The sequence below is a fragment of the Sulfuricella sp. T08 genome, from assembly GCF_000971475.1.
Lineage (GTDB): Bacteria > Pseudomonadota > Gammaproteobacteria > Burkholderiales > Sulfuricellaceae > Sulfuricella.
Genome location: NZ_DF967539.1, coordinates 90,850 through 104,950 on the forward strand (window position 1 = coordinate 90,850; position 14,101 = coordinate 104,950).

A 14,101-nucleotide genomic window follows, 5' to 3' on the forward strand; every position below is an offset into this window, starting at 1 on the left:
CGTCGGTGCAGCCCGCTGCGAACAGTCCTGCTTCGACGAAGCCAAGGCACTGCGCACCGTGGTCAATAACTTCCTCGACGACATGCACCGCCCGGCCCTGCCATACAAGTTCAAGTTCAAGTTCTCCGGCTGCCCGAACGACTGCGTCAACTCGATTCAGCGTTCCGACATGGCCACCATCGGCACCTGGCGCGACAGCATCCAGACCGACGACGTACTGGGCAAGAAGTGGTTCGCCAAGCACGGCATGGACGAACTGGTCAACGACGTCATCAGCCGCTGCCCGACCAAGGCGCTGTCCCTGAAGAACACCAAGGACGTCTCCACGGCCGAAGGCATCTCCAGCGTCGCGATCAACGACACCCAGTCGATGCAGATCGAAAACCACAGCTGCGTACGCTGCATGCACTGCATCAACGTCATGACCGGTGCCCTGGCTCCGGGCAAGGACAAGGGCGTGACCGTCTTGATGGGCGGCAAGAGCGTGCTGAAGATCGGTACTTCCCTGGGGACCGTAATCGTGCCGTTCATGAAGCTGGAATCCGATGAGGACTTCGATGCCTTGAATCAGCTCGCTCAGGACACTATCGACTTCTTCGCCGAAAACGCCCTGGAGCACGAGCGCACCGGCGAAATGATCGACCGTATCGGCCTGGTCAACTTCCTGGAAGGCATCGGTCGCGATATTGATGCGACTATGGTGCTGCAGCCGCGCGCCAATCCTTATGTCCGTACTGACGGCTGGGATGAGGAAGTCGAGAAGGCCAACCAGCGCAAAGCGAACGCGGCTTGATGCTTGGCATTTAGCCTCAGAAACTTTAGATAAAAGTGTTTGGAGAGAATAATGACTGAAATGCGTGAACCGATTGAGAGCGGCGTACCAGATCATGTGCAGTACTTGCACCCGATGATGAAGAAAAACTATGGCAACTGGAAGTACCATGATCGTCCGCGTCCAGGCGTGCTGCACCATGTCGCCCATAACGGCGACGAAATCTGGACGGTGCGCGCTGGTACCCAGCGTCAGATGGACGTTTACACCATTCGCACCCTGTGCGACATTGCCGATAATTTTGCAGATGGTTATGTCCGTTTTACTACTCGTAGCAACATCGAGTACATGGTCACAGACGAGTCGAAAGTGGCCCCGCTGATTGCTGAACTGGGCAAGCACGGCTTCCCGATTGGCGGTACCGGTAACTCGGTCTCCATGATTTCGCACACCCAGGGATTCCTGCACTGCGATATTCCTGGCACCGACGCTTCGGGCGTGGTGAAGGCGCTGATGGATGAGTTATATGAGGAGTTCATCCACGAAGAAATGCCTAACCGTGTCAAGCTGTCCACCTCCTGCTGCGAGATTAACTGCGGCGGCCAAGCGGACATCGCGATCATTATGCAGCACACCAAACCACCAAAGATCAATCATGATCTGGTGGCCAACGCATGCGAACGTCCGACCGTGGTTGCGCGCTGCCCCGTGGCTGCAATCCGTCCCGCCCTGGTGAATGGCAAGCCCTCCTTGGAAATCGATGAATCCAAGTGCATGTGCTGCGGCGCTTGCTTCCCTCCTTGCCCACCGATGCAGATCAACGATCCCGAGTTTTCCAAGATTGCTATCTGGGTTGGCGGCAAGAACTCCAACGCCCGTCTCCGTCCGACCTTCCACAAGCTGGTTGCCTCCGGCCTGCCCAACAATGCGCCGCGCTGGCCAGAAGTGGGCGCTGTGGTGAAGAACATCCTGCGCGTGTATAAGGCGGATGCCAAACCTTGGGAGCGTATGTCCGACTGGGTGGATCGCATCGGCTGGCCGCAATTCTTCGAGAAAACCGGTTTGCCTTTCACCAAGTACCATATTGATGACTGGCGCGGTGCTCGTGCGACGCTGAACGCTTCCACGCATATTCGGTTCTAGTGCACCTGCGTGCCAATTTCCAGCCGGAAACCCCGGCAGGAAATTGGCAATCGTCTAACTTTCTATTAACAGGATATTCAGGGATGAAATTCGGAATATTGGTGAATGAAGGCCCGTACAACCACCAGGCGGCAGATACTGCGTATCAGTTCGCCAAGGCGGCGATTGACAAGGGCCACGAAATCCATCGTGTGTTTTTCTATCACGACGGTGTGAACAATGCGACCAAGCTGACTGAGCCACCTGCGGATGACCGTCATATCGTCAATCGCTGGAGCAAACTGGCGGAAGAGCACGGCGTGGATCTGGTGGTGTGTGTGGCCGCCGGCTTGCGGCGCGGTATCGTGAACGAAAATTTGGCGCCGGGGTTCAGGATTTCCGGTCTGGGTCAGCTGGTGGAAACTGGCATCCAGGCGGATCGCACGGTAACCTTTGGCGATTGATGGGAGGCAATTATGACTGAAAGCACAGGGGGTATCGATATGGACGAAGAATCCTCGGGTACCGTAAAAAAATTCGCATTTATCAACCGCAAAGCACCGTATGGCACCATCTACGCGCTGGAATCCCTTGAGGTTGTGTTGATCAGCGCCGCCTTCGATCAGGATGTCAGCCTGGTGTTCGTGGACGATGGCGTTTATCAGATCAAGAAAGGCCAGGGTACCAAGGCAGTGGGCATGAAGAATTTCTCGCCCGCCTACCGTGCGCTGGAAGGCTACGACATCGAGAAGCTCTACGTCGAGAAGGAGTCGCTGGAGTCCCGCGGTTTAACCGAGGACGACCTAGTGGTGCCGGTGGAAGTGCTGACTTCCGAAGAAATGGCGACGCTCATGGACGAGCAAGACGTCGTCATGAGTTTCTGATTAGGGGGCGAAAATGTTGCATATCGTAAATAAATCACCTTCTGAGAGAAATACGCTGGATGCTTGTCTGCGTATGGCCAAGAAGGGTTCCACAGTTCTGTTGATTGAAGATGGCGTGTATGCTGCGACCAAGGGCAACACTGCAGAGAGCAAGCTGAAGGCGGTAATGGCTAAAGACATCCATGTTTATGCCTTGTGGCCTGATCTGGAAGCGCGCGGCATGCAGGACACCGTGATCGATGGCATCAAGCAGGTCGACTACCCGGGTTTCGTGGATCTGGTAGCGGAAAACAAAAACGTCCAGTCCTGGCTTTAATTTAATAGTTTTTTAATTTAAGATTTTTTTGAGGAGATGAAACATGGGATTTGAAATCAACGGCAAGACCTACGAAACCGACGAAGAAGGTTACCTGGTTAATCTGAGCGAGTGGGATGAGGAAGCTGCCAAGTACCTGGCGGTAGAAGAGAAGGTCGACCTGACCGATTCGCACTGGGAAGTGATCAACTTTCTGCGCGAGTACTACAACGACTACCAGATCGCTCCTGCCGTCCGTGTTCTGACCAAAGCCATTGGCAAGAAGTTGGGACCTGAAAAGGGCAACAGCAAGTACCTGTATGAGTTGTTCCCATACGGCCCAGCCAAGCAGGCATGCAAGATCGCCGGTTTGCCAAAGCCGACTGGCTGTATCTAAGCTACATCAAGAAAACTGGACACAGTCGGGATTTGTGGGTCGCCCCAACGGGCGGCCTTCTCCGACTGGTTCCAGCCAGATTAAATGAAGTCGACGCCATGTGTTTAACCGTGGCGGAGGCCTAAGCGAGACCGGGGGAAGTTAATGTCGTTTCTGACCGTGCTGTATGCGTGCATTTTCTACGCGGCCACTGCCATGCTGGTAGGCGGGCTGGTGGTTAAAGTTAACCGCTACGCTCGTACGCCTGCGCCCCTCAAAATCCCGACTACGCCAGCACCAACTACGACGGGCGGGGTGGTACTTCGGATGGCGCGCGAAGTGGCGCTTTTTGAGAGCCTGTTCAAGTCAAATAAATGGATCTGGCTATTCGGCTGGCTCTTTCATGTTTCGCTGCTGCTCGTTACTTTGCGTCATTTGCGCTATTTCACCGATCCGGTCTGGTTCTGGGTAGTATGGGCTCAGCCGTTCGGAAAGTATGCCGGCTTCGCTATGGTGGCAGGCCTTGGCGGACTGTGGGCACGCCGCTTCCTGGTTGACCGTGTGCGCTACATTTCGACGCCTTCCGATCATCTGATGTTGGTGCTTTTGATCGGTATTGGCCTGACGGGCCTGGGGATGAGTTTTGTCGCACATACGGATATTGTCGCGGTGAAAGATTTCTTCCTTGGTCTGATGGTTTTCGACCTGCGGCCACTCCCGGCCGATCCAGTGCTGCTGGTGCATTTGAGCCTGGTGGCACTACTTATGGTGATTTTCCCGATCAGCAAGCTGCTGCATGCGCCAGGGATATTCTTTAGCCCAACCCGCAACCAAACTGACGATTCACGCGAACGGCGCCATATCGCTCCATGGGCAACGAAGTTTGACGTAGGTTCAGGGTCGAAGTCGGAATAGCGTAAAAATTAAAAAAACAGCAGCAAAACGCGGCAAGCACCAATTAACAGAAGCAGGAGGGACAGTGGCTGCTCCACAATTTGAGGTACCCAAGCTCACGGGCTATATTGAAGTTCCGGCGGTGAAGGAAGGTGCGTCGGCGCACGTTAAGTCGTTTCCCGCCAATGCAGCGATTCAGGAAATAATCGGGTTTCCTGCCGGGTCGGCACCAGGCGAGCTCGTAGAGGACTGGCACGATAAAGCGATCGCCAAGATGGGCGATCTGCTCGGCAAGTACCGCTCGTTGCAGGTGTTCATGGACGCCTGCGTCCACTGCGGCGCATGCACTGACAAGTGCCACTACTTCCTCGGTACCGGTGATCCGAAGAATATGCCGGTCGCTCGCCAGGATTTGATGCGCAGCGTTTACCGTCGGCATTTTACTTTTGCCGGCAAGTATTTCCCGTCCCTGGTGGGCGCCAAGGATTTGACCAAGGATGTTCTCGAAGACTGGTACACCTATTACTACCAGTGTTCAGAGTGCCGTCGTTGCTCGGTATTCTGCCCTTATGGTATCGATACTGCAGAAGTGACTATGGCCGGCCGTGAAATCCTGGATGCCGTGGGATATGGTCAGAAATACACCAACGAGATCATGGGCAAGCTGCACAAGATTGGTAATAATCTTGGGCTGCCCGGTCCGGCACTGTTAGATACTCTGGAAGGGTTGGAAGAGGACATGCTTGACGCCACCGGTGTGGCGGTCAAGCTGCCGATTGATGTCGTAGGCGCCGAGGTGCTGTTGGTGACGCCGTCAGCCGACTTCTTCGCTGAACCCCATGTGGAAAGTCTGATGGGTTACGGCAAAGTGTTCCACGCGGCAGGTACCAGCTGGACGCTGAGCTCAAAGGCCTCAGAAGCCGGCAACTTCGGTATGTTCATCGGTAGTTATGAGAATACAAGGCGCGCTGCCATGCGTATCCGCGAGGCAGCACTGGAGTTGGGAGTGAAGCGTGTTGTCGTGGGCGAGTGCGGTCACGCCTGGCGCGTAGCATATAGCTTCTGGAATACCCTTGTTGGTGTCGGTGCGGGTGGTGAAGACCCGTTCTCGATCGAACTGCAGAAGCAGCTCGATCCGCGCTACCCGGCTCCGCAGCACATCTGTGAGTTTACGTACGATCTGATCAAGCAGGGCAAGCTCAAATTCGACAAGAGCCTGAACGACCATAGGGTCGTCACTTTCCATGATTCGTGTAACGTGGCTCGTGGTTCACGCATGGGAGATATTCCGGGGGGACAATTTATTATCCCCCGTGAAGTCATCAAGGCAGTTGTCAATAATTACCACGATATGGCCGAAGAAACGATAGGCGAGAGTACCTTCTGCTGCGGTGGCGGTGGCGGCATTCTGACCGACGATCTGCTGGAGGTCCGCGTCAAGGGCGCGCTGCCGCGTATGGAAGCGTTTAACAACGTGGTTCAGGAGAGCAAGGTCAATTTCCTGGCGTTGATCTGCGCAATCTGCAAGGCGCAGTTCGTCAAGGTTATTCCTTTCTACGGATTTGATATGAGCATGGTGGGTGGCGTTCACCAACTGGTGAGTACGGCCATCCTGTTGGAAAATAAAGAAGAAGAGTAGTTTTGTAGGGTGCGTCTCGCACCAATACAGTTCGGAACGGTGCGTGCGCAGCGCACCCTACAAGTTGATTTTTAGGAGATTAAGCTATGTCAGTTTCACCTGAAGAGATGAACAAGAATCCAGCCCGCACCTTCCGCCGTTTCAAGGATGGAAAAACTGAGTGGCGCAGTTGGCAGGACAAGATTTTCGAGGCCGATGCTTCCCACAAGTGTCCGGAATACGTCCTGAGTACGCCTCCATGCCAGGGCAGCTGCCCTGCAGGCGAAGATATTCGCGGTTACCTTAATATCGTGCGCGGCGTAGAAAAGCCGGTCGGTGGTGTGTCGATGGAGGAGTACGCATGGCGTCGCCTGACCTCGGCCAATCCCTTCCCGTCAGTGATGGGCCGTGTTTGCCCGGCACCGTGCGAATCTGGCTGTAACCGTAATGAAGTAGATGATTTCGTAGGCATCAACTCGGTCGAACACTATCTCGGCGAGTACGCAATCACGAATAATCTGAAATTCGCCGTGCCTGAAGGCGTCCAGAAGACCGGAAAAAAAGTAGCGATCATAGGCGGCGGACCGGCTGGCTTGTCGGTGGCATACCAGTTGACGCTGAAAGGCCACTCCTGCACGATTTTTGATGAGCACGAGTTGCTTGGCGGGATGATGCGTTATGGCATTCCTGGCTTCCGTACGCCGCGTGCCGTGCTCGACACTGAAATTCAGCGCATCATCGACCTCGGTGTCGAAGTCAAGCTGAATGTGCACATCGGCAAGGACATCACGCTCGATCAGATCAAGAAAGACTATGACGCGATTTTCATGGGCATGGGCGCACAAGCTGGCCGCCCCTTGCCGGTTCCCGGTGCAGACGCGCCTAACGTCGTTACTGCCATGGCCTTCCTGCGCGCCTTCAATGATGGGCGCCTGCAGCACGTAGGCAAGCGGGTAGTGGTGATCGGTGGTGGTGATACTTCTATCGACGTGGCAACGGTTGCGCGTCGTCTGGGCCACATCAAGACGGCGAATCCGAGTGAGCGTGCCGAGCACATCATTGCTGGTCAGGTTGCGCACGACGTTGCGGCAGTATCTGCCAAGGATGGCGCCGAGGTCGTGTTGTGTTCTCGTTCGCCTGTTGACCAGATGAACGCCAACAAGCATGAGGTCGATGAAGCGCTGGCCGAGGGTATTGAAATCAAGGGCAGCATTACTCCGGTATCGGTAGTGGTCGGCGCGGATGGCCGCGCGACAGCCTTGCGCGTTGCAGAGCTTGAGACCGTTGGTGGCAAGCAGGTTGTCAAGGAAGGTACCGAATACGATATTCCGGCCGACCTGATTGTCTCAGCTATCGGCCAGGCGGTTGACTTCACCGGTCTGGACGGCTTCGATAACGGTAAGGGTCTGATCAGTGCCGACAAGCACTATCAGGTTCCCGGACAGAAAGGCATCTTCGTCGGCGGCGACGTGCTCCGCCCTCACCTGCTGACCACGGCCATCGGCCACGGTCGCATTGCAGCTGAGAGTATTGATCATTACCTGAGTGGTGAAGATCTGGGTAAGCGGCCCAAGGTAGATGTGGCTTACTTCGACGTGTTGCGCAAAGAAATCGAGGTTGGACTGGCTCCGGAAAAGTATCAATCACGCAGCAAGGAAGAGGTCAAGAAAGAGGAAGGTTTTGCCAAGGACATCGACTTGGGCGTGCGCGGCACCGACAAAGATAAGTTCGCGGTGCACAACTTTGAGGATCGTTCCGAAAAGTACGTGATTCCTTCCACCGAGTTGTTTCTTGGCCATTTTCCGTACACTCCGCGCAATAAGCGCAACTTCGTGACCCTGACTGCAGAGCAGGTGCTGGGTCACTTCGAGGAGCGTCTGGAAGCACTGGACAGCAAGACGGTAGTCACGGAAGCGAAACGCTGCATGAGTTGTGGCCTATGCTTCGAATGCGATAACTGCGTGATTTACTGCCCGCAAACTGCCGTGTTCAAGGTCAAGAAGGCGCAATCCACTACCGGTCGTTACGTGGATACCGACTACTCACGTTGCATCGGCTGCCATATCTGCGCAGATGTGTGCCCCACCGGCTACATCAAAATGGGGATGGGCGACTAAATATGATCAATCCGGCGAAACGGCGTAGCGTACTGGGATGGCTGGCTGCCGCCCTGTCTGCCCTGCTTCTGGCTGGGGTCATGCCCGCCACTGCAGATGACGAGCACGGTGCGCACAGCGGGCACAAGCTGATCGCAAAGGGAGACAAGTGTGTGCGTGACGAGGATTATATGCGTCGCAATCACATGAAAATCCTCATGCATCAGCGTGACGAGACCATGCGCAAGGGTATACGCGGCTCTCAGGACAGTTTGAAAAACTGCATTGAGTGTCACGTCAATCCCAAGACCAACAGCGTGGCCAGTAGTAAGGAAGACTTTTGCATGGGCTGTCACAGCTACGCCGCCGTCAAGCTGGATTGCTTCGAGTGTCATTCAAGCAAACCGAAAGCCCCCGCAGTGGGAATGAATCCGATCGTCACGCCGGAGCAAAAATCTGAAGGCAATGACAAGCAATCCAGTCTGTCCGGAAAAATGCGCTGGCAGATGCAGGCAAAACAAGCGAGCTTGAACATGGGCGAGGGCGTTAAATGAGCAATGACGTAGATAACAGCCGCAGGAAATTTATCGCAGCAGGGGTGGCAGGTACTGCTGGATTGGTGCTTGCCCCAGGAGTGACGCTGCTTGATATGGCTAATGCGCGTCCTGCTGGGGAGGCGGCTTCCAGCACCAAGCGCTGGGGCATGCTGATTGATAGTACCAAGTGTGCGACCGGATGTAATGACTGCGTGACCGCATGCGGCAAGGAAAACGGTGTGGCCTCGACGGGTCACCCGGAAACCGACCCGCAGTGGATACGCAAGATCGAGCTGAAAGAAGTCAAAAGCGGCAAGAGCCATTCGCTGCCGATGATGTGCCAGCATTGCGCCGAGCCGCCTTGCGTCGACGTGTGTCCGACCGGAGCGTCGTTCAAGCGTGCCGACGGCATCGTCCTGGTGGATCGTCATATCTGCATAGGTTGCCGTTACTGCATGATGGCCTGTCCATACAAGGCTCGTTCCTTTGTGCATGAGGAGCACGACGACCAGAATCCAGACGTACCACGCGGCAAGGGTTGCGTCGAATCCTGTACGCTATGTGTGCACCGGGTAGACAAAGACATGGAGCCCGCCTGCGTTGAAGCATGCTCGGCGGGTAATCACGGTGCGATGTTGTTCGGAGACCTGAACGATGCCAACAGCGAAATATCCAAACGCATTGCCACCTATGCCACCACCCAAGTCCGTGCGGATTTGGCGCTGAACACCGGCGTTCGTTATCAGGGGATTTAACGCTATGAGCAACGATGTTTTTCGCAAGAGCAAAGATGGCGCCTTTTACTTTGTGCTGGGGGTGATCGGCCTGGTAGTGCTGGCCGGCCTGGGGGCGGCGTTCTATATGGAACATTACGGTCACGTTGTGACCGGCATGACCAACCAGATCGTCTGGGGCTTGCCGCATGTATTTGCCATCTTCCTGATCGTGGCGGCTTCCGGCGTGCTCAACGTGGCATCCATTGGTTCGGTGTTCGGCAAGCCGGTGTATAAGGCGCGTGGCCCGCTCGCCGGCCTGCTTGCCATCGCCATGCTGGCCGGTGGCTTGATGGTGCTGATGCTTGATCTCGGTCGCTCCGACCGGCTCATCATTGCAATGACCTATTTGAACCTCAAATCCGTCTTTGCGCTCAATGTATTCCTGTACACCGTCTTTTTTACCGTTGTCGCCCTTTATCTGTGGACGATGTTAGATCGCAAAATGCATGCCTATTCCAAGTATGTCGGCTTTGCCGCCTTTATCTGGCGCCTTGCATTGACCACCGGTACCGGCGCCATCTTCGGCTTTTTAGTGGCGCGCCAGGCCTATGGCACAGCACTGCTGGCGCCCATGTTCATTATTATGTCATTTTCATTCGGGCTGGCTGTGTTCATGATCGTTCAGGCAGTGATGTACAGCTGGAATGATCGCGTACTGGATGAGGTGATTCTGCATAGATTGAAAAACCTGCTGGCGACTTTCGTTGCTGCGGTACTCTACTTCACAGTGGTGTACCATATGACGAACCTTTATTTTGCAAAACAGACGGCCTTCGAGCACTTTATCCTGATTGACGGTGGTGTTTACACTAACCTGTTCTGGTTTGGCCAGATTCTGCTGGGCACTCTCGCGCCGCTGGCGATCCTGTTCCACCCCGGCTTGAGCAAGAGGAACGGCTGGATTGTTACGGCATCGATGCTGGTTATTCTCGGCGCTTTTGCGCAGCTCTACGTGCTGCTTATCGGTGGCCAGGCATTCCCTCTGAGCATATTCCCCAGCATGGTGGAAAGCAGCAGCTTCTTCGATGGCCAGATACATACTTACAGCCCCAGCTTGCCCGAGTTTCTCCTCGGCATGGGTGGCATCGCGGCAGCCGCGCTGATTACCGCAATAGCGGCAAAGGTGTTAAATTTCATGCCGGATGACAAGCATCACACGGTCAGCCACTAGTCAAACTACGTGCCCGGAGACGTACCGCATCCGGGCTCGCAGGAAACTCATTCCGGATACCGCCGGAAGAAAAAGCTCTGGCGTGAAACTCACGGAACCCTTTTCTGTCAAAATAGCCGACAGTACCCTTACCCCTCTGCAAATTCCGACTTATGTCCCGCCTGCTAATCTCCGCCGCACATAAATCCTCCGGAAAAACCACCGTCTCCATCGGCTTGTGCGCCGCATTCAGAGCGCGCGGCACCAAGGTTCAGCCCTTCAAAAAGGGCCCCGATTACATCGACCCAATGTGGCTTTCCGTTGCCAGCGGACGTCCCTGTCGCAACCTCGATTTCTTCATGATGGGCCAAGACGAGATCGTCGCCGAATTCCAGCGGCACTCCGCCGGTGCTGACGTCAGCTTGATTGAAGGCAACAAAGGCCTGTACGACGGGCTCAACCTCGACGGCAGCAACAGCAATGCCGCGCTGGCTCGTCTGTTGCAGGCGCCGGTGGTGTTGGTTATCGATGCGCGAGGCATGACACGTGGAATCGCGCCTTTGATACTGGGCTACCAGGCATTCGACCGGAATATAAATATTGCCGGGGTAATTCTCAATAATCTCGGCGGTGCCCGTCACGAGAGCAAGCTGCGTGCCGTGATCGAGCACTATACGGACGTGCCGGTGATCGGCGCAGTGCATCACGACAAACGGCTGGAAATCGTGGAGCGACACCTTGGCTTGATGCCTAGCAACGAAACCGAGGCAGCGACGCTGCGCGTGAATGAAATTGGAGCAGTGGTCGGGGCGCAAGTAGATCTCGATAAATTACTTGAAATAGCGGCTTTAGCGCCGCGGTTGCCTGCACCCGCTCATCCAAGCGCTGAGGCGCTTACTCCTGCCTTGTTGCCGAAGGTGCGCATCGGCTGGGCCAAGGACAAGGCCTTCGGCTTCTATTATGCTGACGATATCGATGCCTTACGCGCCGCCGGAGCCGAACTGGTCCCGCTGGATACCTTGCACGATCCGCATCTCCCGGAAGTGGATGGCCTGTTTATCGGCGGCGGCTTCCCTGAGTTGTTCATGAACGAACTGGAAGCCAACACCACGTTGCGCGAAGAGATCGGCAGTGCCATCGAGAACGGCATGCCGGTATACGCGGAATGCGGCGGGCTCATGTACCTGGCGCGCTCGCTGACCTGGCATGGCGAAAAGCGCAATATGGTGGGCGTCATTCCAGGCGATGTGATGATGCACGAAAAACCTGTCGGCCGGGGTTACGTGCGTTTGAACGAAACGGGGGAGAACCCATGGGTGACGGCGGCCGGGCCATCGTCGGTGACTGAGTTGCGTGGCCACGAATTCCACTATTCCAGCCTGGACAACCTGGATACGGGTAGGCTGAAATATGCTTACGAGGTCAAGCGCGGACATGGAATAGATGGACGCCACGACGGTATCGTTTACAAAAACCTGCTGGCTTCTTATGCGCATCTGCGCAGTCTGGGAAATTATAATTGGGCAGCCCGTTTCGTTGCCTTTGTGCGCAGCAATGCGCAAGGAGCAGACAAGCCGGTTGACGGGGGTACGCTGCGCCATGATCGTGCGGCCTGATTTGAATTGTTAATATCTAAAAGGAGAAAGTCGATGATTACAGTCACAGCCAAAGCCGCCGAGCAGATTCACCAGGCTGCCACCCAAAGTGAAGCTGAAGGGATGTTTCTGCGGATTGCCGCTCGTCGCGGTATAGATGGAACTATCCAGTATGGAATGGGTTTCGATGAACAGAGTGAAGAAGACATGATGGTGAATTCCGAGGGGGTCACCGTCATCGTGTCACCAGACAATCTGAATCTGCTGAATGGGGCCGTGCTGGATTTCGTCGAGCTTGACCCCGGCGACTTCCGCTTTATCTTTATCAACCCCAACGATGACGGCGGTTCTTCCTGCGGTACTTCATCAGGTGGCGGTGGTGGTGGGTGCGGCGGTTGCGGTGGCGGTTGTCACTAACCCGCTCCGGGGTTACAAAGCTTACTCAGCGGATGGAATTCGACCTCGTAATTATCGGTAGCGGCCCGGGAGGATACAAGGCCGCGATCACCGCCGCTCACCTTGGTGCCAAGGTAGCACTGGTGGAAAAGGGCTTGCCGGGTGGTGTGTGTCTGAATCAGGGCTGCATCCCGAAAAAAACTCTGCTTCATCTCGCCTCGCTGATCGAGGATGTTAATGGCCTGCAGGGCCGTGGTCTGATCGGCCAGGTGCGTGGGGATTTCATGGCGGCCATGACGCACAAAGATCAAGTGGTCACCGGCATTCGCAATAATTTCACGGTGTGGCTCAAGCGTCTGGGCGTGCGCGTTTTTATCGGCGAGGGGAAGCTGCTGGGCGATGGCCGGATAAGCGTTAATCCGGTGCGCAGCCTGAACTCGCCGGAATGCGATGCGCCATTTACCGATAAGGGAAAGCTGACCATCACTACGCCGCTTGAACTCAGGGCCAAGCGCATCATCATTGCCACCGGTTCGACGCCACGCGAACTCGATGCATGCCCGAGAAACGCTCGGGAGATCATGCACTCGCCCGATTTCATGTACCGGCTCGACCACCTGCCGAAATCCATTTTGTGTGTCGGCGGTGGCTCGATAGGTGCGGAGCTAGGCTTTTTGCTGCATCAGTTCGGTTCCCGCGTGTGTATCGTTGAACAGGGAAACCGTTTATTGGATCGGCCTCATATCCCGGAGCGCGCCAGCGCCGTGCTGGAGCGCAAGTTCGCACGCATCGGTATAGAAGTGCGCAAGAACGCTACCGTTGCGCAAAGTCAGATCATCGACGGAAAGGTGGAGATTACGTGTACGGACGGACACCGCGACACATTTGAACATGTGCTGGTAGCCGTTGGCCGGCGGCCGATGACGGCCGGTCTTGGCTTGGAGGAAGCCGGGGTGGCGCTGAATCCGGAGGGTTTCATCGAGGTGACGGAACACCTGGAAACCAGCGTTCCCGGCATTTACGCCATCGGTGACGTCAAGCCCGGCCCGATGACTGCCAATGCCGCCCTGCATGATGCCAAGGTGGCGGCAGCCAATGCCATCAACGGCAATGTCCTGCATAACAATTATCACAAGGTGCCGACAGTCATTCATTCAGCTCTGGAAATCGCGGCGGTAGGGCTGACCGAGGATCTCGCCGAGCAGGCCGGGTTCGATGCCGATGTGGCCCGCGCCAACTTCGGCGGCTCCGGCAAGGGACGCGCGCATCACGACTATGAAGGATTCATCGAGGTGGTGCACGATGCCGAGACCGGCCAGTTGCTGGGCGGTTGCATCGTCGGGCCGGAAGCGGGCGAGCAGATACACATGATGTCGGCAGCCTGCCAGTCTGAGCGTGGATTGTGGTTTTTCACCGACATGAGCTACAGCCACCCCTCCTGGTGCGAGGAGCTGGAAACCGCAATCGACCCCTATACCTCGGCATTCTCCAAGTCCGGCAAGGAGGTGTTTCGCCCCGGCATCTTCGCCAGCCATCCAAAGTAAAACGGCCGACCATCCGGTTATAATCAACAGCGACAAAATACCCAAGG

At 55.8% G+C, this 14,101-nt stretch carries 14 protein-coding genes and 1 pseudogene; all 15 read left to right on the forward strand.

Annotation, left to right across the window (positions count from 1 at the left end):
• Window positions 1-793, forward strand: a pseudogene (locus tag SCT_RS09745) (sulfite reductase, dissimilatory-type subunit alpha); the annotation flags it as partial.
• Window positions 794-844: 51 nt separating this feature from the next.
• Window positions 845-1,915, forward strand: a complete 1,071-nt coding sequence (gene dsrB / locus SCT_RS09750) for a dissimilatory-type sulfite reductase subunit beta (protein WP_059422276.1) — start codon at window positions 845-847, stop codon at window positions 1,913-1,915.
• Window positions 1,916-1,998: 83 nt separating this feature from the next.
• The gene (gene tusD, locus SCT_RS09755; RefSeq protein ID WP_059422278.1) at window positions 1,999-2,358 is read left to right on the forward strand and encodes a sulfurtransferase complex subunit TusD; all 360 of its coding nucleotides are present in this window, start codon (window positions 1,999-2,001) and stop codon (window positions 2,356-2,358) included.
• A 12-nt stretch (window positions 2,359-2,370) separates the two neighbouring features.
• Window positions 2,371-2,778, forward strand: coding sequence for a sulfurtransferase complex subunit TusC (gene tusC / locus SCT_RS09760; protein ID WP_059422280.1), 408 nt, complete (start codon window positions 2,371-2,373; stop codon window positions 2,776-2,778).
• A gap of 13 nt (window positions 2,779-2,791) precedes the next feature.
• Window positions 2,792-3,094, forward strand: coding sequence for a sulfurtransferase complex subunit TusB (gene tusB, locus SCT_RS09765; RefSeq protein ID WP_059422282.1), 303 nt, complete (start codon window positions 2,792-2,794; stop codon window positions 3,092-3,094).
• Window positions 3,095-3,137: 43 nt separating this feature from the next.
• Window positions 3,138-3,470: a TusE/DsrC/DsvC family sulfur relay protein gene (locus SCT_RS09770; RefSeq protein ID WP_009207527.1), complete on the forward strand. Its 333-nt coding sequence runs from the start codon at window positions 3,138-3,140 to the stop codon at window positions 3,468-3,470.
• Between the two features lie 144 nt (window positions 3,471-3,614).
• Window positions 3,615-4,364: a respiratory nitrate reductase subunit gamma gene (locus tag SCT_RS09775; RefSeq protein WP_059422284.1), complete on the forward strand. Its 750-nt coding sequence runs from the start codon at window positions 3,615-3,617 to the stop codon at window positions 4,362-4,364.
• A gap of 64 nt (window positions 4,365-4,428) precedes the next feature.
• Entirely contained in the window at window positions 4,429-5,982 is a 1,554-nt protein-coding gene (gene dsrK / locus SCT_RS09780) for a sulfate reduction electron transfer complex DsrMKJOP subunit DsrK (protein ID WP_059422286.1), read from the forward strand.
• An 86-nt stretch (window positions 5,983-6,068) separates the two neighbouring features.
• The gene (locus SCT_RS09785) at window positions 6,069-8,078 is read left to right on the forward strand and encodes an NAD(P)-binding protein (RefSeq protein WP_059422293.1); all 2,010 of its coding nucleotides are present in this window, start codon (window positions 6,069-6,071) and stop codon (window positions 8,076-8,078) included.
• 2 nt (window positions 8,079-8,080) lie between these two features.
• On the forward strand, window positions 8,081-8,611 hold the full coding sequence (locus SCT_RS09790) for a hypothetical protein (protein WP_059422296.1): 531 nt from the start codon (window positions 8,081-8,083) through the stop codon (window positions 8,609-8,611).
• Window positions 8,608-9,348 carry a sulfate reduction electron transfer complex DsrMKJOP subunit DsrO gene (dsrO, locus tag SCT_RS09795; RefSeq protein ID WP_059422298.1) on the forward strand — a complete coding sequence of 247 codons (741 nt, stop codon included), beginning with the start codon at window positions 8,608-8,610 and terminating at the stop codon, window positions 9,346-9,348. The genes SCT_RS09790 and dsrO overlap by 4 nt, the downstream gene beginning before the upstream one ends.
• Before the next feature lie 4 nt (window positions 9,349-9,352).
• Window positions 9,353-10,540 (forward strand): NrfD/PsrC family molybdoenzyme membrane anchor subunit, encoded by a 1,188-nt coding sequence (gene nrfD, locus SCT_RS09800; RefSeq protein WP_059422301.1) that lies wholly within the window; start codon window positions 9,353-9,355, stop codon window positions 10,538-10,540.
• 152 nt (window positions 10,541-10,692) lie between these two features.
• Window positions 10,693-12,135, forward strand: a complete 1,443-nt coding sequence (locus tag SCT_RS09805; RefSeq protein ID WP_059422303.1) for a cobyrinate a,c-diamide synthase — start codon at window positions 10,693-10,695, stop codon at window positions 12,133-12,135.
• 33 nt (window positions 12,136-12,168) lie between these two features.
• Window positions 12,169-12,531, forward strand: a complete 363-nt coding sequence (locus SCT_RS09810; RefSeq protein WP_059422305.1) for an iron-sulfur cluster assembly accessory protein — start codon at window positions 12,169-12,171, stop codon at window positions 12,529-12,531.
• Between the two features lie 32 nt (window positions 12,532-12,563).
• Complete coding sequence (locus SCT_RS09815; protein WP_059422307.1) at window positions 12,564-14,054, forward strand: NAD(P)/FAD-dependent oxidoreductase; 1,491 nt, start codon at window positions 12,564-12,566, stop codon at window positions 14,052-14,054.
• Window positions 14,055-14,101 lie beyond the last annotated feature (47 nt).